At 67.9% G+C, this 21,198-nt stretch carries 19 protein-coding genes and 2 tRNA genes; 10 read left to right on the forward strand and 11 right to left on the reverse strand.

Annotated elements, in window-relative coordinates:
- Window positions 1–15: 15 nt before the first annotated feature.
- Complete coding sequence (locus tag ACSVC7_RS16300; RefSeq protein WP_448203153.1) at window positions 16–348, forward strand: (2Fe-2S) ferredoxin domain-containing protein; 333 nt, start codon at window positions 16–18, stop codon at window positions 346–348.
- A gap of 44 nt (window positions 349–392) precedes the next feature.
- On the opposite strand, the gene ACSVC7_RS16305 is transcribed toward ACSVC7_RS16300, so the two are convergent.
- Window positions 393–1,541 (reverse strand): nicotinate phosphoribosyltransferase, encoded by a 1,149-nt coding sequence (locus ACSVC7_RS16305; protein ID WP_448203154.1) that lies wholly within the window; start codon window positions 1,539–1,541, stop codon window positions 393–395.
- Between the two features lie 401 nt (window positions 1,542–1,942).
- On the opposite strand from ACSVC7_RS16305, the gene ACSVC7_RS16310 reads away from it, so the two are divergent.
- The 3 genes from ACSVC7_RS16310 to ACSVC7_RS16320 all read left to right on the forward strand — a co-directional run bounded on the left by ACSVC7_RS16310 (window position 1,943) and on the right by ACSVC7_RS16320 (window position 4,943).
- Window positions 1,943–2,428: a flagellar basal body-associated FliL family protein gene (locus ACSVC7_RS16310; RefSeq protein WP_448203155.1), complete on the forward strand. Its 486-nt coding sequence runs from the start codon at window positions 1,943–1,945 to the stop codon at window positions 2,426–2,428.
- A gap of 131 nt (window positions 2,429–2,559) precedes the next feature.
- Window positions 2,560–3,912: a glutathione-disulfide reductase gene (gor, locus tag ACSVC7_RS16315; protein WP_448203156.1), complete on the forward strand. Its 1,353-nt coding sequence runs from the start codon at window positions 2,560–2,562 to the stop codon at window positions 3,910–3,912.
- A gap of 134 nt (window positions 3,913–4,046) precedes the next feature.
- Window positions 4,047–4,943 (forward strand): manganese catalase family protein, encoded by an 897-nt coding sequence (locus ACSVC7_RS16320; RefSeq protein WP_448203157.1) that lies wholly within the window; start codon window positions 4,047–4,049, stop codon window positions 4,941–4,943.
- 117 nt (window positions 4,944–5,060) lie between these two features.
- Here the strand turns inward: ACSVC7_RS16320 and ACSVC7_RS16325 are convergent, their stop codons facing one another.
- On the reverse strand, window positions 5,061–6,422 hold the full coding sequence (locus ACSVC7_RS16325; RefSeq protein WP_448203158.1) for an AmpG family muropeptide MFS transporter: 1,362 nt from the start codon (window positions 6,420–6,422) through the stop codon (window positions 5,061–5,063).
- A 218-nt stretch (window positions 6,423–6,640) separates the two neighbouring features.
- Here ACSVC7_RS16325 and ACSVC7_RS16330 point away from each other — a divergent pair, with 218 nt between their 5' ends.
- Window positions 6,641–8,029 carry a class II 3-deoxy-7-phosphoheptulonate synthase gene (locus ACSVC7_RS16330; RefSeq protein WP_448203159.1) on the forward strand — a complete coding sequence of 463 codons (1,389 nt, stop codon included), beginning with the start codon at window positions 6,641–6,643 and terminating at the stop codon, window positions 8,027–8,029.
- A gap of 182 nt (window positions 8,030–8,211) precedes the next feature.
- On the opposite strand, the gene ACSVC7_RS16335 is transcribed toward ACSVC7_RS16330, so the two are convergent.
- Window positions 8,212–8,667, reverse strand: a complete 456-nt coding sequence (locus tag ACSVC7_RS16335) for a flagellar basal body-associated FliL family protein (RefSeq protein WP_448203160.1) — start codon at window positions 8,665–8,667, stop codon at window positions 8,212–8,214.
- Between the two features lie 117 nt (window positions 8,668–8,784).
- Window positions 8,785–10,278 (reverse strand): NADP-dependent succinate-semialdehyde dehydrogenase, encoded by a 1,494-nt coding sequence (gene gabD / locus ACSVC7_RS16340; protein ID WP_448203161.1) that lies wholly within the window; start codon window positions 10,276–10,278, stop codon window positions 8,785–8,787.
- Between the two features lie 269 nt (window positions 10,279–10,547).
- Between gabD and ACSVC7_RS16345 the strand changes: the two genes are divergently transcribed.
- Complete coding sequence (locus tag ACSVC7_RS16345) at window positions 10,548–12,158, forward strand: hybrid sensor histidine kinase/response regulator (protein ID WP_448203162.1); 1,611 nt, start codon at window positions 10,548–10,550, stop codon at window positions 12,156–12,158.
- A gap of 4 nt (window positions 12,159–12,162) precedes the next feature.
- Here the strand turns inward: ACSVC7_RS16345 and panC are convergent, their stop codons facing one another.
- Together panC and ACSVC7_RS16355 are read right to left on the reverse strand one after the other, a co-directional pair.
- Entirely contained in the window at window positions 12,163–13,071 is a 909-nt protein-coding gene (panC, locus tag ACSVC7_RS16350; protein WP_448203163.1) for a pantoate--beta-alanine ligase, read from the reverse strand.
- 154 nt (window positions 13,072–13,225) lie between these two features.
- Window positions 13,226–13,390, reverse strand: a complete 165-nt coding sequence (locus ACSVC7_RS16355) for a sugar tyrosine-protein kinase (RefSeq protein ID WP_448203164.1) — start codon at window positions 13,388–13,390, stop codon at window positions 13,226–13,228.
- Between the two features lie 624 nt (window positions 13,391–14,014).
- On the opposite strand from ACSVC7_RS16355, the gene ACSVC7_RS16360 reads away from it, so the two are divergent.
- Window positions 14,015–14,347 carry an STAS domain-containing protein gene (locus tag ACSVC7_RS16360; RefSeq protein WP_448203165.1) on the forward strand — a complete coding sequence of 111 codons (333 nt, stop codon included), beginning with the start codon at window positions 14,015–14,017 and terminating at the stop codon, window positions 14,345–14,347.
- 184 nt (window positions 14,348–14,531) lie between these two features.
- Here ACSVC7_RS16360 and ACSVC7_RS16365 read toward each other — a convergent pair.
- A tRNA-Val gene (locus ACSVC7_RS16365) sits at window positions 14,532–14,606 on the reverse strand.
- A 119-nt stretch (window positions 14,607–14,725) separates the two neighbouring features.
- Window positions 14,726–14,800 (reverse strand) — tRNA-Val (locus ACSVC7_RS16370).
- A 281-nt stretch (window positions 14,801–15,081) separates the two neighbouring features.
- Between ACSVC7_RS16370 and ACSVC7_RS16375 the strand changes: the two genes are divergently transcribed.
- Window positions 15,082–15,903, forward strand: a complete 822-nt coding sequence (locus ACSVC7_RS16375) for a DUF3108 domain-containing protein (RefSeq protein ID WP_448203166.1) — start codon at window positions 15,082–15,084, stop codon at window positions 15,901–15,903.
- Window positions 15,904–15,921: 18 nt separating this feature from the next.
- Here ACSVC7_RS16375 and ACSVC7_RS16380 read toward each other — a convergent pair whose 3' ends face one another.
- Entirely contained in the window at window positions 15,922–16,176 is a 255-nt protein-coding gene (locus ACSVC7_RS16380; protein ID WP_448203167.1) for a hypothetical protein, read from the reverse strand.
- Window positions 16,177–16,338: 162 nt separating this feature from the next.
- Complete coding sequence (gene gph / locus ACSVC7_RS16385) at window positions 16,339–17,004, reverse strand: phosphoglycolate phosphatase (protein ID WP_448203168.1); 666 nt, start codon at window positions 17,002–17,004, stop codon at window positions 16,339–16,341.
- A 267-nt stretch (window positions 17,005–17,271) separates the two neighbouring features.
- Here gph and glmU point away from each other — a divergent pair, with 267 nt between their 5' ends.
- On the forward strand, window positions 17,272–18,627 hold the full coding sequence (gene glmU, locus ACSVC7_RS16390) for a bifunctional UDP-N-acetylglucosamine diphosphorylase/glucosamine-1-phosphate N-acetyltransferase GlmU (protein ID WP_448203169.1): 1,356 nt from the start codon (window positions 17,272–17,274) through the stop codon (window positions 18,625–18,627).
- A 66-nt stretch (window positions 18,628–18,693) separates the two neighbouring features.
- A complete protein-coding gene (glmS, locus tag ACSVC7_RS16395; protein ID WP_483508416.1) occupies window positions 18,694–20,520 on the forward strand; it encodes a glutamine--fructose-6-phosphate transaminase (isomerizing) in 1,827 nt (608 codons plus the stop codon).
- A gap of 78 nt (window positions 20,521–20,598) precedes the next feature.
- Here the strand turns inward: glmS and mepK are convergent, their stop codons facing one another.
- On the reverse strand, window positions 20,599–21,186 hold the full coding sequence (gene mepK / locus ACSVC7_RS16400; protein WP_448207910.1) for a peptidoglycan L,D-endopeptidase MepK: 588 nt from the start codon (window positions 21,184–21,186) through the stop codon (window positions 20,599–20,601).
- Window positions 21,187–21,198: the final 12 nt, after the last annotated feature.

Consider the following 21,198-nt stretch of genomic DNA (forward strand, 5'->3'; position numbering starts at 1 on the left):
TATTCGGAGTCCCCGATGTCCCTCGACCTGCCCCAGCCGTTCCGGCATCACGTCTTCTGCTGCGCCCAGCAGCGTCCACCCGGCCACCCGCGCGGCAGCTGCGCGGCAAAGAACGCCCATCCGTTGTGGGAACGGCTCAGCCAGCGCATCCAGGCCAAGGGGCTGATGGATGTCGGTATGGCCTGGACCGGCTGCCTCGGCTTCTGCTCGGCCGGCCCACTGATGGTGGTCTATCCGGAGGGGATCTGGTACCGGCCCGAAACACCGGAGGATGTCGACGAGATCGTCGAGTCCCACCTCGTCAACAACGAACCGGTTGAGCGGCTGGTGATGGTGCTGGCGCGGTAAAGGAAAACCCTCTCCCAGCCCCGCCGGGAGAGGGACATGTCACGCTACTTCCGGAACAGGAACTCGCGGCCGACCTTCACGCGCTTCTCGCCGTCGTACTCGATGATGTCGGCGGTGGCGTAGGTCTCGGTCCAGCGCTCCGGCAGGTAGCTGCCGGTGCCGATGATGTCCACCGGCGCGTTGGCCTCCGCCATCAGGCGGCACTTGGCCGGGCCGAAGCCGGAGCTGGCGACGATCTTCACCGCCGGGAAGCCGGCCTCGTCCAGCTTCTCGCGCGTGTAGTGGATGGCCGCCGCCGACACGCCGGTGCCGATCAGGTAGCGCAGCTGCGTCTCGTCCCGATAGCCGCGGATGGCGTGCGGAGCGTGGCGTTCCAGCACCGCGTAGGAGCCCGGCGGGTCCAGCCCCTCCACGAATCGGCCGCCCGGCGTGTCGAGCCGCACGGCCAGCTTGCCCTGCGCGGCCAGCTCGGGGAAGCGGCGGCAAACCTCCAGCCCGTCGGTGATCTCGCGGCCAAAGTAATCGACCAGCACGGTCAGCGGCAGGTCGGGGAAGGTCTCGTGGAACATCTCCGCCGCGCGCACGGTGGAGCCGGCATAGCCGATCAGCGCGTGCGGCATGGTGCCCATGCCCTTCTTCTGGCCGAAGAAATGGGCGGTGGCGTCGGTGGCGTTGCCGATGAAGCCCTTGGCGCCGACCTTCCGCTTGGCCCGGTCGGACCCGACGGAAGCGGCGTAGGCCATCATCTCCTCCATCTCCGTGCCGGCGCAGTGGCGCGCCTCCATGGCGAGGAAGGCGGTCTTGGGCATGTCGGCGCACATGGTGAAGGCGTTGTAGGCGCCCACGCAGGCCGGGCCGAGCTTCTGGAGGATGATCGTCTCGGTGTCCACCAGATGGTAGAAGGACCCGGTGATGTACATCATCGGCTCACCCGCACCGACCCACTTGCCCTCCGGGTAGTTGAGCTGGATGTCCACATCGAACCCACGCTCGCGGGCCACGGCCTCCAGCCATTCGATGGCGAGTCGCGGCGCGCAGACGACCGGGCGGCGCATGAAGATGGCGTAGGTCACCTTCTTGTCGCCGAACTTGCCGACCGCATCCTTGGTCCGCTTGAAGTAGGTGTCCGTCCATTCCGTGATCGCCGCGGCGGGGGGATGGCTGGCCGGCGGCCGGTTCTTGGTCTGGTCCATGGCGCTGTCCTCGTCTCCCCGCTCTTGCCCTTCGCAATGGTCCGGTCCGGAGGCCGTCCCCTCCACGGGAACGACGATCCGATTGAGAAACCAGCATTATACGCCCCAAGCCTTCTGTGGAAGAGGCTTCAACCCTGTAAACGCGGAACAAGCGGTGACGTTGCGCCGCAGCCCGCAAGATCGCGCCGGAACGCCCCATCGGGCAGCTTCCCTAAAATGCATTACGAATTTCGAAGCGTTTCCCATTTAAAGCGCTCGCGAACCAGGCGAGAGATTGCCCCAACAAATACTTCGCATCCTACAGTATAAAATACCGACATTTGACGAACCCCATCAGGCACTTCACTATAGGTTCCAAGAACATCGCCCTGAATACAGGGCCGTCGGGACAGGGGTGCGGCATGGCTCAAGCGATTTCACGGGTGGGGACCTTGACCCCGTCGCTGGACCGCATCAGCGGCAAGGTCATCCTCCTGCTCCTGGCTCTGGTGATCGGCTTGAGCCTGGCGAGCGCCGGCGGCCTCTTCCTGCTGAAGCCCCGCATGGCCCGCGCCGGGCTGCCTGGACCGGAAACGACGCGGCCCGCCGCCAACTACGCGTCCCTGCCCGCCATGAACTTCACCCTGACCGACGGCGACCGCCTGCGCGAGCTGCGCGTCCGCGTGGTGCTGGAGATGGAGCCGCTGGCCCAGCCCAAGACGGTGGTCACCTACGCCCCGCGCATCGCCAGCGCCATGAACGTCCTCATGCTGGACGTGAACCCCGCCGAACTGCGCGGCAAGAACGGCCCGTACTTCATCAAGGACGCCGTGATGCAGACGGCCGCCAAGGAAATGCAGTCGATGAAGGTGCGTCAGGTGCTGGTCCAGGAAATGGTCATGCGCTGAACGCACCCCACATTCTCCTTCATGGCGCCGCCCCTCGACAGGGCGTCCGGAATGCTGAACACTCCCCATAAGATCCGGAGCAGCAGTTTCTGGACGGGCGGATTCCAAAAGCGGGACGGAAGGAGACGGCTGTGGCCGAGTATGATTACGACCTCTTCACCATCGGTGCGGGTTCCGGCGGTGTCGCGGCCAGCCGGCGCGCCGCGTCCATGGGCGCCAAGGTCGCCATCTGCGAGGGCAGCCGCGTCGGCGGCACCTGCGTGATTCGCGGCTGCGTGCCGAAAAAGCTGCTGGTCTACGCCGCCCAGTTCCGCGACGCGTTCGAGGACGCCTGCGGCTACGGCTGGTCCTCCCACACGCCGGCCTTCGACTGGGGCACGCTGATCGGGCGCAAGGACAAGGAGATCGACCGGCTGAACGGCATCTACATCAAGATGCTGGAAAGCTCGGGCGTCACCCTCCACCACGGCTTCGGCCGGTTGATCGACCGCCACACGGTGGAGGTGGGTGACAAGCGCTACACCGCCAAAAACATCCTGATCGCCACCGGCGGCTGGCCGGCCCTGCCGAAGATTCCGGGCATCGAGCACGCCGTCACCTCCAACGAGGCATTGCAGCTGGGCACCCTGCTCCACTCCGTCATCATCCTCGGCGGCGGCTACATCGCGGTGGAGTTCGCGGGCATATTCCGTGGCCTCGGCGCCGAGGTCACCATCATGATCCGTGGCGAGGAGCTGCTGAACGGCTTCGACGACGACATCCGCATCGCGCTGGCGCAGGAGATGCGCAAGCGCGGCATCAACATCGTCGCCCGCGCCCAGCCGGTGAAAGTGGAGAACGGCCCCGGCGGCTTCACCGTCACCGACCATCTGGGGCGGGAGCATTCGGCCGGCCTCGTCATGGCCGCCACGGGCCGCCGGCCGAACACGCGCGACCTGGGGCTGGAGACGGTCGGGGTCGCGCTGGACGAGGCGGGCGCGATCCGCGTGGACGAGTATTCGCGCACCAGTGTGGACAATATCTTCGCCGTCGGCGACGTCACCGACCGCATGGCCCTGACCCCCGTCGCCATCGCCGAAGGCCGCGCCTTCGTGGAGACGGTGTTCAACGACAACCCGACCAGCATCAGTTACGCCAACATCCCGACCGCCGTCTTCTCCATCCCGCCGCTGGGCACCGTCGGCCTAACGGAGGCGGAGGCGCGGGCCAAATTCCCGAAGGTCGACATCTACAAGGCCGGGTTCCGCCCCATGAAGCACACCATGTCCGGTAGGGACGAGCGCGTGCTGATGAAGCTGATCGTGGACGGCGAGAGCCAGCGCGTGCTGGGCTGCCACATGATGGGCATGGACGCGCCGGAAATTGTGCAGGGTCTGGGCATCGCGCTGAACTGCGGCGCCACGAAGAAGGACTTCGACCGCACCATCGCGCTGCACCCCTCCACCGCCGAGGAGTTCGTGCTGATGCGGGAAAAGGTGGCGTAAGGCCTCCGATTTTTTGGAACGCCTCTAAAAAAGCTCCTGTTGACGGGACGACGGCGCGCAACCGGACCGGCCACCGGACTGGCTAGAACCGGTGGCGCCGCCGCCCTTCATCATGAAGCGGGAGGCTCCTTCGCATGTTCATGCACAACAAGAATTTGATGTACACGGTGCGCGTTTCGGACCCCGACCCGAAGCTCGCCAGCCTGATGCTGGAGCAATTCGGTGGCCCGCAGGGCGAACTGGCGGCGGCTCTGCGCTATTTCACGCAGGGGCTGGCCGACGACGATCCCGCGCGCAAGGACATGCTGATTGACATTGCGACCGAGGAATTGAGCCATCTTGAGGTAATCGGCAGCATCGTCGCCATGCTGACCAAGGGCGTGAAGGGCAAGCTGGCCGAAGGCGCGGAGGAAGTGACCGAGCTTTACGCCAACATCGCCCAGGGCAACGGCAGCCACACGCTGGCCCTTCTCTACGGCGGCGGCCCGGCCCTGACCAACTCCGCCGGCCAGCTCTGGACTGCCGGCTACATCGACAGCATCGGCGAGCCGACGGCCGACCTGCGCTCCAACATCGCGGCGGAATCGCGCGCCAAGATCATCTACGAGCGCCTGATCAACCTGACCCCGGACCCCGGCGTGAAGGACGCGCTGACCTTCCTGATGACCCGCGAGGTCGCGCACCAGAAGATGTTCGAGAAGGCCCTCTATTCGATTGAGAACAACTTCCCGCCGGGCAAGCTGCCGGGCAACCCCGAATACACGGACAAGTACTACAACATGAGCCAGGGTCCCGGCGATTCGCGCGGCCCCTGGAACCAGGGCGAGCAGTGGGAGTTCGTGGACATCCGCGCCGAGCAGGCCCCGGTCAACGGCGGCGACGGCAACCCGACCGTCCGTCTCGCCGCGGAAGAGCTGCAAGCCATCAACAAAGTCGCGATGCGCACGAAGTCCCGCACCGACGTGAACCCGGTGACGGGCGCCGACCTCGGCGCCGGTCCGGGGGCTGGCAAGACGACGAAGGTGAAGTGAGGGCGACTCCGTAGGTTGGGTTGAGCGCCAGCGAAACCCAACAACCTCCGCCTTTGCAAGCCCGTTGGGTTTCGGCGGAGCCTCAACCCAACCTACAGAACGGCACTTGCCGATATGTTACGTTTCGGCCGACGCGGGCTTCAGCGCCCGCGTCCGGCCTTGCAGCCACATCAGCAGCAGCAGCGCCGGAAGCCCCGCCGCCGTCGCCACCAGGAAGAAGCTGATCCAGTCGAGCCGCGCCGCCAGGAAGCCGCTCGACGCGCCGAACAGGTCGCCGCCCAGCTTGGTGAAGCTGGTCAGCAGCGCGTATTGCGTGGCGGTGTAGGCCACGTTGCACAGCCCCGACAGGTAGGCAACGAAGGCCGAGGTCGCGATCCCCGCGCAGACATTCTCGATCGCCACCGTGACGGCCAGCGCCGCCACATCGTGACCGGCGACGGCCAGCAGCACATAGCCCAGGTTGGACAGCATCTGCGCCACGCCGCCCAGCAGCAGCGCGCGCTGCACGCCGACGCGGCTGACGAAGATCCCGCCGATCACCCCGCCCGCGATGGTCGCCCACAGGCCGAACACCTTGGACACGGCGGCGACCTCCGCCTTGGCGAAGCCGAGGTCCACGTAGAAGGGGCTGGCCATCACGCCGGCCATCACCTCGCCCATCTTGTAGGTCGCGATGAACAGCAGGATCATCGCCCAGTGGCGGCGCGTCATGAACTGGGCGAAGGGCGCCACCACCGCGCCGTAGAGCCACGCCAGCAGCTCCGCCCGCCAGCCGTGCAGGTGCGGGCGGGCGTCCAGCCAGTCGGCCACATGCTTCTCCCGTGCCGCGGATTCGGCGGAGGCTGCCACCGCCGGTTCCCGGTTCAGCAGGATCGTGACCATGCCGACGGAGACGAGCGCGGCCATGACCGTGTAGGCGGCGTGCCAGCCGAAGAACTCCGCCACGACCATGGCGCCCGCCCCCGCCGCCAGCATGCCGAAGCGGTAGCCGAGCACCAGCGCCCCGGCGCCGGCGCCCTGCTGGTCCTCCGCCAGACTTTCCACGCGGAAGGCGTCGATGACGATGTCCTGGCTGGCCGAGCAGAAGGCGACGATGACCGCGAACAGGGCGGTCCACCACAGCTCCGTCACCGGGTTCGTGCTCCCCAGCGCCAGCAGCGCCAGCGCGAGGCACGCCTGCGTCAGCAAGGCCCAGCCGCGCCGCCGCCCGAACAGCCGCGTGATCACCGGCAGGCGCAGCCGGTCGATCAGCGGCGCCCAGGCGAACTTCAGCGCGTAGGGCAGCGTGACCAGCGAGAACAGCCCGATGGCCTCCTTGCTGACGCCGCCCTCGCGCAGCCAGAAGGACAGGGTCGATCCGGTCAGCGCCAGCGGTAGCCCTTCGGAAAAGCCCAGGAACAGGATGGCCAGCACGCGGCGGTCCAGATAGACGGACGCCGCGGTCTTCCAGGACGATGTTTTCCGGGGCGATGCTTTCACCGGGTTAACCCTTCCGAATCCCTGTGTTCTTCCGTGTATAGGCCGGGTGCCGCCCGCGCCGCCAGCGCGCTTTTTCGGGCGCCATGCCGCACCGTCCATTGCGGGAGAGGCCGCCGAAACTATGGAAAAATTGCCCGACTCGGACTATAGGGTTGATCCCCCAGGCCGTTGATCGGTCTAATGGAGGCACCCCTTACTTCATGGAAAGAGCAGGCGTCATGGTCGAGCGTTGGTCCCCCGCCAGTTGGAGGTCGAAACCGGCAAAGCAGATGCCGGTTTATCCGGACCCGTCCAAGGTCGAAGCGGTCGAGCAGCGTCTGGCCTCCTATCCGCCGCTCGTCTTCGCGGGCGAGGCGCGCCGGTTGAAGGAGAGTCTGGCGGCGGCGGCCAACGGCAACGCCTTCCTTCTCCAGGGCGGCGACTGCGCCGAGAGCTTCGCGGAGTTCCACCCGAACAACATCCGCGACACCTTCCGCGTCCTGCTCCAGATGGCCGTCGTGCTGACCTTCGGCGCGGCGATCCCGGTGGTGAAGGTCGGCCGCATGGCCGGCCAGTTCGCCAAGCCGCGCTCGGCCGACACGGAGGTGATCGAGGGGGTCGAGCTGCCGTCCTACCGCGGCGACATCATCAACGGCTTCGACTTCACCCCCGAGGCCCGCGTTCCGGACCCGGAGCGCATGATGCAGGCCTACAACCAGGCCGCCTCCACGCTGAACCTGCTGCGCGCCTTCGCCCAGGGCGGCTACGCCGACCTGCACAAGGTGCACCAGTGGACGCTGGGCTTCGTGGAGCGCTCCCCCGCCGGCGAGCATTTCCGCGAACTCGCCAGCCGGCTGGACGAGACGCTGGCCTTCATGGCCGCCTGCGGCATCACCGCGGCGACCACCCCGCAGATCCGCGAGACGGAGCTCTTCACCAGCCACGAGGCGCTGCTGCTGCCGTTCGAGCAGGCGATGACCCGCGTCGACAGCACCACCGGCGACTGGTACGACGTGTCGGCCCACATGCTGTGGATCGGCGACCGCACCCGCCAGCCGGACGGCGCGCATGTGGAATTCCTGCGCGGCGTGAAGAACCCGATCGGCCTGAAGTGCGGCCCGACCACCGACCCGGATGAGCTGATCCGCCTGATCGACATCCTGAACCCGACCAACGAGGCCGGCCGCCTGACCCTGATCGTCCGCATGGGCGCCGACAAGGTGGCGGAGAAGTTCCCGCCCCTGCTCCGCAAGGTGCAGCGCGAGGGCCGCGTGGTGGTGTGGTCGTGCGACCCGATGCACGGCAACACGGTCAAGTCGTCCAGCGGCTACAAGACCCGCCCGGTGGAGCTGGTCCTGGCGGAGGCGAAGAACTTCTTCGCCGTCCATCAGGCCGAAGGCACCCACGCCGGCGGCGTCCATTTCGAGCTGACCGGCCAGGACGTGACGGAGTGCACCGGCGGCGCCCAGGCGATCACCGACCACAAGCTGGCCCAGCGCTATCACACCGCCTGCGACCCGCGCCTGAACGCCAGCCAGTCGCTGGAACTGGCCTTCCTGCTGGCCGAGGAACTGAAGCGCGCCCGCCTCCAGCGCGACGCCGACCGCCGCGCGGCGGCTGCGGAGTAAGGGACTTTTCCTCTTCCTCCCTCAAATCCCCTCTCCCCTCCGGGGAGAGGGTTAGGGTGAGAGGGAAATGCCGGCTCATTGCAGTGCCTTTGCGGGCAGCACTCATCCGGCCTTACGGCCGCCCCCTCATCCCAACCTTCTCCCCGGAGGGGAGAAGGGGTTTGGGAACGGAAGCAGGTTCATCACCGCACGACCATGCGGTCCAGCAGCACCTCGCGGATGCGCATGCCGCTCATCTCGCGGTTGACCACGGCGGTCAGGGTGCTCTTCATCAATTTCGCGCCTTCCGCACCGGACAACTGGTCCGGTTCGATCTGGCGCAGGCGGTCGGCCATCTGGTCGGCAATGCGCGGCACGAAGGGCACGGCGCCCTTGGGGTCCGCCGTCGGTTCGATTTCCAGCAGCACCTTGACATCCACCATGCGGGCGTCCCCGCCGCCCAGCGAGAAGGTCATGGTCGGCAGCGCCGCGTAGTTCTTCTTCGGAACCGCGGAGTCGCTCTCGCTGGACGTACGCCCGGTCTTCACCGCGACGACGCCCCAGGTTCCCAGCGCCGCAAGCAGCAGCAGGAACAGCGCGATGAACAGAGGGGCCAGGGAAATCGACTCCCCATCCGGCCCCTGACGCAGGAAGCGCACCTTGCCGCCTTTCCACCCCAAGCGGGGCCGTGGCAATAAACGGATGCGCCAGTGTAAGGAAAATCGCGGGACCGGTCAAATCGTGCCGCGCGACCGGCCCCGCGATTGCGCGCGGGATCAGCGACCGATGCCGCCCATACACAAGTATTTGATTTCCAAATACTCCTCCATTCCGTATTTGGAGCCCTCGCGCCCGATGCCGCTTTCCTTCACGCCGCCGAACGGCGCCACTTCGGTGGAGATGATTCCCTCGTTGATGCCGACGATGCCGTATTCCAGCGCCTCCGCCACCCGCCAGACGCGGCCGATGTCGCGGCTGTAGAAGTAGGCGGCCAGCCCGAATTCCGTCGCGTTGGCCATGCGCACCGCCTCCTCCTCCGTGTCGAAGCGGAACAGCGGGGCGACCGGGCCGAAGGTCTCCTCCCGCGCTACCTTCATGGCCGGGGTCACGTCGGCGAGGATCGTCGGCTCGAAGAAGCTGCCGCCGAGTTCGTGGCGCTTGCCGCCCAGCACCACCCGCGCGCCCTTGTCCAGCGCGTCGCGGATGTGCTCTTCCACCTTCTCCACGGCGGCCATGTCGATCAGCGGCCCCTGCTGGGCGCCGTCGGTGGTCAGGCCGGGGCCGACCTTCAGCGCCTTCACCGCCTCCGCCAGCTTCGCCGCGAAGGCGTCGTAGACGCCGGCCTGCACCAGCAGGCGGTTGGCGCAGACGCAGGTCTGGCCGGTGTTGCGGTACTTGGACGCGATGGCGCCCTTCACCGCCTCGTCGAGATCCGCGTCGTCGAACACGATGAAGGGCGCGTTGCCGCCCAGCTCCAGCGACACCTTCTTCACGGTGCCGGCGCATTGCGCCATCAGTTCCTTGCCGATCTCGGTGGAGCCGGTGAAGGACAGCTTGCGCACGATGGGGTTGCCCGTCATCTCCCCGCCGATGGCGCGGGCGGAGCCGGTGACGACGCTGAGGATGCCGGCCGGCACCCCCGCCCGCTCGGCCAGCACGGCCATGGCGAGCGCGGTCAGCGGCGTGGCGGTCGCCGGCTTGATGACCATCGGGCAGCCGGCGGCCAGCGCCGGCCCGGCCTTGCGCGTGATCATCGCCGCCGGGAAGTTCCAGGGCGTGATCGCGGTGGTGACGCCGATGGGCTCCTTGACGACGACGATGCGGCGGCCTTCCAGATGCTGCGGGATGGTGTCGCCGTAGACGCGCTTGCCCTCCTCCGCGAACCATTCGATGAAGGAGGCGGCGTAGGCGACCTCGCCACGCGCCTCGGCCAGGGGCTTGCCCTGCTCCGCCGTCATGATGCGGGCCAGGTCCTCCTGCGCGGCCATCATCAGGTCGAACCAAGCGCGCAGGATTTTGGCGCGCTCCTTGGCGGTCTTGGCGCGCCACGCCGGCCAGGCGCGGTCGGCGGCCTCAATGGCGCGGCGGGTCTCGTCGGCGCCCATCATCGGGACGGCACCCAGGACCGTGCCGTCGGCGGGGTTGGTGACCTCCACCGTCTTGCCGCTGTCGGCATCGACCCAGCGCCCGTCGATGAAGCATTGGAAGCGCAGCAACTCGGCATCCTTCAGCCCGAGCCGGCGGGCGGTGTCCACAGAATCGTATGGCATCGTGCCTTCCTTCCCATGTGTCTTTCCACGCCCTCTCTCGGTCGGGGGCGCCTGCGGGATCAAGTATAGGGCGGTTGCCCGCGCCTGCGATCCTTACCAATCCGGTGCACCAATCCGGTGCGGCATTTCACCCCGCCGTCCGGCCGCCGTCCGGAAAATTTGCGCTGGACACGCCAATGCACGTCTGGGCAGCATGGGCCTGCACGCTCGACGTCGTAAACGGGCGATTAACGAACAAGCGCGCGCCGCGCGCACGGGGGAAGGAGCGGATGGACAGCTGGCACGGCACCCTTGCAACCGAGCAGGATCGACGCCGGGCGATCTGGGACGCCGTTTTCGCCAGCCTCGGCCATCTGGTCATCGCCACCGACGAGCACGGCACCATCCTGGACATGAACCCGGCCGCCGAACGGGCGCTGGGCTACAGCCGCGCGGAGGTGGTGGGCCGCGCCACCCCCATGTTGTTCCATGACCGCCAGGAGGTCGAGCAGGCCGCGGAACGCCTGTCGCGGGAGATGGGCCAGCGCATCGACCCCGGGGTCGAGGTGTTCGTCGCCCGCGCCCGGCGCGGCATCCGGGTCGAGCAGGAATGGACCTACATCCGCAAGGACGGGTCGCGCTTCGCCGTCCTTCTGGACGTCGGCGCGTTGAGGAACGGGGCCGGCGCGCTGGTCGGCTTCTTCGGCATCTCCAGCGACCTGACCGACCGCAAAGCCAGCGAGCGCGCGGCCATCGCCATGCAGGCCGAAGTGCTCGCCCGAAAGGAGGCGGAGCGCGCCAACCTGTCCAAGTCGAAGTTCCTCGCCGCCGCCAGCCACGACCTGCGCCAGCCCCTGCAATCGGCGGTGCTGTTCGCCGCGGCGCTCGCCCCCTCGATCACGGACGCGCACGGGCGGCGCATGATGGCCAACCTGGACAAGAGCCTGGAGGGCATGCGGACGCTGCTCGACCGGCTGCTCGACATCTCCAAGCTGGACGCCGGCGCGGTGCAGCCCCGTCCCGTGGACTTCCAGATCGCCGGCCTGCTGGACGAGTTGAACGCCATCTACACGCCGCGCGCCGCGGCGAAGGGGCTGGACTGGCGCCTCGTCCCGTGCGACGCCGCCGTGCACAGCGACCCGGATCTGCTGGGCCGCATCCTGCGCAATCTGATCGAGAACGCCCTGACCTACACGTTGGAAGGCGGCGTCGAGGTCAGCGGCGCGGCCGGTGCCGACGCGGTGACCATCACCGTGCGCGACAGCGGAATCGGCATTCCCGAGGACAAGCTGGAAGACGTCTTCCAGGAGTTCACCCAGCTCGGCAACCCGGAACGCGACCGCAACCAGGGGCTCGGCCTCGGCCTTGCCATCGTGCGGCGCCTGTCGCGGCTGATCGGCCATCCGGTGGAGGTGCGGTCGCGCTTCGGCGTCGGGTCGGAGTTCGTCGTGACCGTGCCGCTCGCCACCGGTACGGCGCCGCGCCCTGAGCCGGCCGCCATTTCCGACGCCGTCGACGGCGACGGTCGGCTGATTCTGCTGGTGGAGGACGACGCGTTGGTCCGCGCCGGGCTGGTGGCGATGGTCGAGGGATGGGGCTACGCAACGCTCGACGCCGGATCGTGGGAGGAGGCCGACGCGGTGCTCAGCACCTCGTCCCGTCCGCCGGACGCGGTGATCGCCGATTACCGGCTGCGCAACGGCGTCACCGGCCTGTCGGTCCTGAACGCCCTGCGGGACCTGTACGACGCCCCCGTCCGCGCCATCCTGCTGACCGGCGAAACCGGCGCCGCCCCGGTGGCCGAAGCCAAGGCTCTGGGCTGCGCCGTTCTGCACAAGCCGGTGACCGCCTGCATGCTCCGCGACGCCCTGGCCGACTTGTTCCGGACGACGGGGCAATAAGCGGTCAGCCCGGCAGCACCGGCACGTTGTCGATCAGGCGCGCCTTGCCCAGCCAGGCGGCGGCGAGCAGACGCGCCGGACGCTCCACGCGGCTGACCGGCTCCAGCGTTTCGGCGTCGCGCAGTTCCACATAGTCGATGGAACCAAAGCCGGCGGCCGTGATCCGCGCCCGCGCCGCGTCCAGAACCGCGCCGGATTCGGCGCCAGCCGACAGGGCCGTGGCCGCCTCGACCAGGGCGCGGTTCAGCTCCGGCGCGCGGGCGCGCTCGTCGGCGGACAGGTAGGCGTTGCGCGAGGACAGGGCCAGCCCGTCGGCCTCGCGCACCGTGGGCAGCCCCTCCACCCGCACGGGAATGTCCAGGTCGCGCGTGAAGCGGCGGATGACCATGAGCTGCTGGTAATCCTTCTCGCCGAACACGGCTACGTCCGGCTGCGCCTGAAGGAACAGCTTGGTCACCACCAGCGCGACGCCGCCGAACATCTGCGGCCGGAAGGTGCCGCACAGCCCCTCCGACGGGCCGCCGACCGAAATGGCCGTGGCGAAGCCCTCCGGGTACATGCCGCGCACGGTCGGGGCGTAGAGCAGGTTGCAGCCGGCCGAGGCCAGCTTGGCCGCGTCCCCCGACTCGTCGCGCGGGTAGCGGTCGAAATCCTCGTGGGGGGCAAACTGGGTCGGATTCACGAAGACGCTGGCGACCACATGGTCCGCCAGTTCCCGCGCGCGGCGGACCAGCGCCAGATGGCCGTCGTGCAGGGCGCCCATGGTTGGCACCAGCGCCACGGTCTCGCCCTTCCGGTGCCAGGCCGACACCCGCGCGCGCAGATCCTCGACCGTGCGGACGATCTCCAGATGATCGGCCGCCAGACTGTCGACCGGAAGACTATCGGCCGAAACGGAGGCCAGGGTGCTCATGGCGCTTTCTCCAGCAGCGTCGCAAACGGCGCTGGGATAAACCGCCGGACCGGCGCTGTCCAGTCGGAGAGTCCACGGGCGCGCCGGAAAGAGTCTGTACCGCGAACTTACGGACAGGGGCCGGCTCCGATGGCCGCCCCTGCCCGCCCGACCATCAGCGCTTCAGCGTGATGCCCACCAGATAGGTCAGGTTCGCCCAAGCGCCGAGCGTCGCCAGCAGAACCAGGGTGGACGGCGAGAAGACCACCGAGCCGAGGATCACGACGAGCGCCACGACCAGCAGGCCGAGGGCGAGGAGGGTCACGCGCGAATCTTCCATGTCACTGCTTCCAGTTGAGGGGTCCGAATCGAAGGGGTGTACCGATAGACGAAAAGGACCGGTGCTGTAGCTGATCTGAATCAAAAGGCCGGCCATTCCCCACAAAAAGAACAGGGCTTTTTCACCATGATTTTGTGTTGATACGCGGCCGGCACCGGGCTGTTCAGGCGGTGGCGCCCAAATTTTTAGCAGGTTGCGTTTTTTAAGCAGACATTCCGGAAACGCGTACGGGAGGCCTCCCTCGCCGACCTGAGGCAATCGGTCGCACCCCTCTTTGGACTCACCGAGGATTGAGAATCCACAAAGGCTGAAAACCATCTTTCCCTTATCAGCGTCCCGTCAATACAGAACGAACTCATATGAACATTTTGTTGCAACACCTACGATGCAATTTCGAGGTGCAGGGACGCGCATCGCCCGATTGCAGGCCTATGCGGTTTGGGTAGGTATCACTATTTGTTTAGTGCCGATACAAATTCCGTCCAAGGAAAGCGCTCGACCAGCGCGCACGCGTGGGCTCCAGACAAGGCCGCCAGACATGGCCTCCCAGGCAGCGCGCACAAGGTCGACGCGGTGTTCGGGCTCCCGGTCGCCGAGAGCCCGCCAGATTGGGGGTGACGTGCCATGGACCATAGTCTGACGCAGACCGGAAATGTTGCCACGCTGTCGCTGGCCGGTGCGCTGACCTATGAATGGACGGCGTCCTACTCGGCCATGGTTCGCAGCATCGGCGCAATGCGCCCGAAGCATCTGATCCTCGACCTGACCGAAGTCCCGACGATCGACACCACCGGCGTCCAGGCGCTGATGGTCCTGAAGCGGACGATGGAGCAGTTCGGTGGCGAGGTGCATGTCCGCGGGCTGCAACGCCCCGTCCTGCGGGCCATCGAACTGTGCGGAGCTACCAAGACCTTCACCAGCCCGCGCGACCGCAACACCCACGCCGCACATCCCTGAACGCCAACTCCTGAACGCCAATCCCTGAACAGGAATCGGGCGACGACGCAAAACGGCGCGACCGGTGAATTTTCACCGCGCGCCGTTTTCATGACGGCGGGGACTGTGACGCGGGATTGGTGTTATTCGCAAAGCCTCGCCCCCTCTTCGGGCTTTGGGGCAGGCATTGGTCCGGATTTTGGAATGGTGGGCGCGACAGGGATTGAACCTGTGACCCTTCGCGTGTGAAGCGAATGCTCTCCCGCTGAGCTACGCGCCCGAACCCAAATCCGCCGCACGGCGGAGAATCGAACACCGCGGCGTACGTGTTCGGCCGCCAGGATCGCTCCAGCGTCAAACCGATGCACCGCGTTCAACTGCTTGATAGGGTGGCTGGGATGGTGGGCGCAGTAGGGATTGAACCTACGACCCCACCCGTGTGAAGGGTGTGCTCTCCCGCTGAGCTATGCGCCCATCCCAGGGAGACCTTGCGGTGGATCAATGATCCGTGCGAGGTCTCGAACCGTTTCGGCGTTTGGCTCGTTTCGCTTTCGCGTCGTTGCCGCCGCTGCGGTGAGGCGGGTTTCTATAGGGCTGGCCCGGACCTGTCAAGCACCTGTTTCGCACCAATATGAAAGAAATTCGTCAGCCCGGAGATCGCCGCCGTGACCGCCCTGAACGCCCCCCGGACCGCCTCACGGAACTCCGCCTTACGAACCGCCTCACTCCGTTGCGCCGGGGGCGTTGCCGCCCTGATGGCTGCCGGGATCGCTTTCGCTCCCCTGCCCGCCCTGGCGCAGCACTGGCAGCTGTCCTACCGCGTCCACATCGGCGGCGTGGCGGTGCTCGACGCGCAGGCGGACCTGACGCTTTCCGGGGACCGCTACAGCGTCCAGGTGGATGCGGCCACGGAAGGCTTTCTGGGCCGGGTGTTCCCCTGGGAAACCCATTCGCGCAGCGTCGGCGCGGTCCGGCCGGACGGTCTGGCGCCGGCGCGGCACAGCCAGGTCAGCACCCTGCGCGGTGAGCCGCGCAACGTCACGCTGACCTACGACGGCCGGGGCGGCGTCCGGACGGAGGTCACGCCGCCCCCGGACCAGGACGACCGGGAGCCGGTGCCCGAACAACTGCGCCAGAACACGCAGGATCCCCTGAGCGGAGTCGTCGCGGTCCTGCTCGCCGGGATGCGCGGCGAAGGCTGCCAGCGCAGCATGCCCATCTTCGACGGGCGCCGGCGCTACGACATGCAGTTCGCGGACGAAGGAATGCGGATGGTGGGTGCGTCGCGCTATTCGGTGTTCGCCGGCGCGGCCCGGCAATGCCGCGTGTCCTACACGCCCATCGCCGGCTACAACCGCAAGCCGGAGACGTCCTTCTGGCGCCGGGGCGGTGCCCAGGAAGAACGCGCGCCCGTTGACGTGTGGATCGCCCCGGTGACGCCCGGCGGGCCGCCCCTGCCGGTGCGGCTGGAAACCGACAGCGGATTCGGCGGGGTGGTCATTCACCTGACGGCCGCCAACGTCGTGCCCCAAACCGCGGAGAAGCCGGCGCCGGACAAGCCGCGGCCAGCCCCGTGAAGGCGGGGCCGCTCCGGTTCAGGCGTAGCGGCGCTCTTCGGCGCGGAAGGCGGGGTAGCAGATCACTTCGGCCGACGGGCGCTCGGTCATCGCCTGCTCGCACAGGCTGTTGAACTCGGCCATCTGGCGCTGAAGCTCGGCGTGGTGGGACATCATGCGGTCGAAATCGGCGCTGGCCGATTCGAGTTGGCGGCGCGCAACCGCGCGGGCGGCCTCTTCGCGGCTGGCTTCGACGGACTGGGTCTTGCCGGGGAAGGAAAGGATCTGAGCCATCGGGTTCCTCCATCGCTCGCCGTCATTCGATGGCCCCATCTAACGACATTTACTTTTCGTTAGCTACCGTTAATCGCTCGTTAACCATGACAAGGATGGGACCTACGGCCCGGCTTCCGCTGATCCCGATTCCCTGCCCTTCCCCGCCCTTCCAAAGGCCGTTCAGCCGGCCAGCCGCTCCAGCGCCGCCGGCAACTCCGCGAAATGGTCGAGGATGATGTCGGCGCCGAGCTGCTCCACCGGCATGCGGGGATAGCCGTAGCTCATCGCCACCACCGGGATGCCGACCGCGCGGGCGGCCTTCACGTCGTTGCCGTTGTCGCCCACCATCGCGGCGGGTCCGCCGCCCAGCGCGTCCACCACCCAGGCCAGATGCCGGCCGTCGGGCTTCTTCACCGGCAGCGTGTCGCCCCCGGCCACCGCGCCGAACAGGTCGGACAGGTTCAGCATGCCGAGCAGCTTGCGGCTGATGCGCTCCGGCTTGTTGGTGCACAGGCCCAGCCGGACGCCCCGCTCCGCCAGGGCGTGCAGGGTTTCCGACACGCCGGGATAGAGCCGCGACGGCTCGTCGTGCTCGAAGTAGGTGTCCAGGTAATGGCGCAGCACCGGCTGCACCGTTTCGTCGTCCAGTGCGCCGCCGGTCGCCGCGAAGGCCTGCCGCACGAGGTTGGCCGAGCCGTCGCCGACCATGGTGCGCACCTGCGCTTCCGTCAGTGCCGGGCGGTCGAACCGGGCGAGCGTCCGGTTCAGCACGCGCGTCATGTCCGGCGCGCTGTCGACCAGCGTGCCGTCGAGGTCGAAGACGACCACGGAGAAGGGAAAGGTCATGATGGAATTGTCCAAGCGAGAGGCCCAAATGCCCTTATGGATAGCACGCCACCGCTCCGGCGGCGACCGCGCTCCATAGGCCATGCCGGCCGGTTGCGGGAGGCCGGATCGAACCGCGTATGACAGCTTGACACAAAAGTTGACTTGGGCTCGGGCCGGGTGCTGTGGCACTCAATACAGGATGACACTGGACAACCCTTGATTTGACGCACCCCTTTTCCCGCCGGCCCTCCATAACGACCCCGCCATAAGAACAGAGATAGCGCGATGACGACCCACCGCCCGCTCGCCTGTGTGATCCTTGCCGCCGGCAAGGGCACCCGGATGAAGTCCGACCTGCCCAAGGTCCTGCACCGTGTCGCCGGCCGGCCGATGGTCGGCCATGTGCTGGCGGCGGTGAAGGCGCTCGACCCCGACCATGTGGTCGTGGTGGTCGGCCCGGGCATGGACGACGTGGCCGACGCGGTCGCCCCCTATCCCACCGCCGTCCAGCACGAGCAGCGCGGCACCGCCGACGCCGTGCGCGCCGCCTTCGGCCTGCTGGAAGGCTTCTCGGGCGACGTGGTGGTCCTCTACGGCGACACCCCCCTGGTTACCCCCGACACGCTGCGCGCCATGGTCGCCGCGCGCCGGCAGGCCAACGACCCGGCGGTCGTCGTGCTCGGCATGCGCCCGGACGATCCCGGCGCCTACGGCCGCCTGATCCTGAACACGCGCGGCGGGCTGGAGAAGATCGTCGAGTATCTCGACGCCAGCGAGGAGGAGCGCACGGTCACGCTGTGCAACGCCGGCCTGATGGCCTTCGACGGCGCGCGCATGTTCGACCTGATCAATCGCATCGGCAACAGCAACGCCAAGGGCGAGTTCTACCTGACCGACGTCGTGCAGATCGCGCGCGGCGACGGCATGGCCTGCGCGGTGGTCGAGGCCGCCCCGGCCGAAGTCGTCGGCGTCAACTCCCGCGCCGAGCTGGCCGAGGTGGAACGGCTCATCCAGCGCCGCCTGCGCAAGGCGGCCATGGACAACGGCGCCACCCTCACCGATCCGGACAGCGTCACCTTCAGCGTCGACACGCGGCTGGGCCGTGACGTGGTGGTGGGTCCCTTCGTCGTGTTCGGCCCCGGCGTGACCGTGGGCGACCGCGTGGAGATCAAGTCTTTCAGCCACCTGGAGCAGGTGCGCGTCGACGCCGGGGCGCAGATCGGCCCCTACGCCCGCCTGCGCCCGGGGGCGGAGATCGGCCCGGACGCCCACATCGGCAACTTCGTCGAGATCAAGAACGCCCGCATCGAGGCCGGCGCCAAGGTCAACCACCTGACCTACATCGGCGACGCCCGCGTCGGCTCCAAGGCCAACATCGGGGCCGGCACCATCACCTGCAACTACGACGGCTTCACGAAGAGCCGCACCGACATCGGCGCCGGCGCCTTCATCGGCTCCAACAGCGCGCTGGTTGCCCCGGTGACCATCGGCGACGGCGCCATCGTCGCGGCCGGCAGTGTGGTCACCACGGACGTGGAGGGCGATGCCCTCGCCGTGGCGCGCGGGCGGCAGCAGGCCTACCCCGGCTGGGCGCGCCGCTTCCGCGAGCGGAAGCAGACCGAAAAAGCGAAAAAGGCGTAAGCTGGCCCCGGCCAGACGCGCCACGACGACATCCCCCAGGGCCATCACTTCAGGAGTTGCAGGTCCATGTGCGGCATCATCGGCATCATCGGCACGCAGGACGCGGCCCCCCGGCTGGTCGAGGGCCTGCGGCGCCTGGAATACCGCGGCTACGACAGCGCGGGCGTGGCGACGCTGGTCCACGGCGGCATCGAGCGCCGCCGCGCCGAGGGCAAGCTGCTCAACCTCGACGCCAAGCTGCGCGAGGCGCCGCTGCCCGGGGTCATCGGCATCGGCCACACCCGCTGGGCCACCCACGGCGGCCCGACCGAGCACAACGCCCACCCGCACGCCACCCGCCGCGTCGCCGTCGTGCACAACGGCATCATCGAGAACTACCAGGAGCTCAAGGACGAGCTGATCGGCCACGGCTACGTCTTCGAGAGCGCCACCGACACCGAGGTCATCGCCCACCTCGTCACCTACTATCTGGACAAGGAAGGGCTGGAGCCGGTCCAGGCGGCCGCCGCCGCCTTCCAGCGCTTCACCGGCGCCTTCTCGCTGGTCCTGCTGTTCGCCGGCCGCGAGGACCTGCTGATCGGCGCCCGCCATGGCACGCCGCTGGCCGTCGGCTATGGCGAGGGCGAGATGTACTTCGCCTCCGACGCCTTCGCGCTCGCCCCGCTGACCAACCGCATCTGCTACCTGGAGGACGGCGACTGGGTCGAGCTGACCCGCGCGGCTGCTGTGATCCACGAGGCATCCGGCGCGGTGGTGGAGCGCGCGGTGAAGACGACCGCGCTGTCCGGGGCGCTGATCGGCAAGGACGGCTACCGGCACTACATGCTCAAGGAGATCTACGAGCAGCCGCAGGTGATCGGCGACACGCTGAACGCCTACATCAACCCGGAAACCAGCCGCATCGCCCTGCCGGAGGTCAGCGTCGACCTGGCGCAGGCGAGCAAGCTGACCATCGTGGCCTGCGGCACCGCCTACTACGCCGGGGTGGTGGCGAAATACTGGTTCGAGACGCTGGCCCGGCTGCCGGTCGAGGTCGACATCGCCTCGGAGTTCCGCTACCGCGAGGCGCCGCTGCCGGAGGGCGGCGTGGCGCTGTTCATCAGCCAGTCGGGCGAGACGCTGGATACGCTGGAGGCGCTGCGCTACTGCAAGCGCCAGGGGCAGAAGATCCTGTCGATCGTGAACGTGCCGGAAAGCACGATCGCGCGCGAATCCGACGCGGTGCTGTACACGATGGCCGGGCCGGAGATCGGGGTGGCCTCGACCAAGGCCTTCACGACGCAGCTGACCACGCTGGCCTGCCTGGCGGTGGTGACCGGGCGCGCGCGCGGGGCGATCGCGCCGGAGCGCATGCGGCAGATCGCCCAGGCGCTGCGCGAGGTGCCGGCGCGCGCCGCCGACGTGCTGGCGCACGACGAGCGGCTGCGCGAGCTGGCGGCGGAGGTGGCGGAGGCGCGCGACGTGCTGTACCTGGGGCGTGGGGCGATGTACCCGCTGGCCCTGGAGGGGGCGCTGAAGCTGAAGGAGATCAGCTACATCCACGCCGAGGGCTACGCGGCGGGCGAGCTGAAGCACGGCCCCATCGCGCTGATCGACGAGAGCGTGCCGGTGATCGTGCTGGTGCCCTCGGACGGGCTGTTCGAGAAGACGGTGTCGAACGTGCAGGAGGTGTGCGCGCGCTCGGGCAAGGTGCTGCTGATCGCCGACCGGAAGGGCATCGACAAGCTGGGCGGCACGGTGCGCTGGTCGGTGGAGCTGCCGGCCTGCGACCCGCTGGTCGCCCCGCTGCTCTACGCCATCCCGGTGCAGCTGCTGGCCTACCACGTCGCCGTCCTGAAGGGCACCGACGTCGACCAGCCCCGCAACCTCGCCAAGAGCGTTACCGTCGAATAAGCGGAGACGCCTGCACAAAGAAAAAGCCCCCGCCGGAACGACCCGGCGGGGGCTTTTTTCTTTGCTGAAGGACCGGCGTTACTCCGACACCCAGTGGCGCAGCGGCCCTACGTCGACATGCACGAAGTTGCTGTCGGGGTAATAGCCCACCCCGCCCGCCCGCATGCTGAGCGCGGCACGGTGCAGGTTGCGCAGCGGCATGCCCGGAACGCGCAGGTCGATGGCTTTCCCCTGCATGTGATAGCTGTGCTGAGCGACGCCGGAGCCGTCCTGCTCGCGCAGCCACGCGTTGGTTTCCGGGGAGCGGTAGCCGGAGATGATGTGGACCGGCGACTGGCTGCCGACCTTGCGGGTCAGGTTGTGCAGGAGGTCCAGCAGCTTCGGGTCGATCGGGTGGATGGCGCCCGTGCGGTGGTCGCGCAGCAGATGGTTGATCTCGCGCAGGCCGTCGCGCTGGTAGTGCCCCTTCGACCAGTATTCGGTCCGCACCCGCTCGCCGGTGTGCAAATTCAGAAGAGTCAGTTGACGCGGCGGGGCGCGCAGTGCCGCTTCCGACACCTCCGGCACCATCACCGTCCCGGCGGCCGCGGCCGCCAAACCGATGCGCAGCAGTTCCCGTCGGCCGAGCATGCCTGCTTGGGTCGACTGGGATTTCGCCTCGGTCATATCGCCTCCATC

The organism is Azospirillum mesophilum (assembly GCF_053470405.2).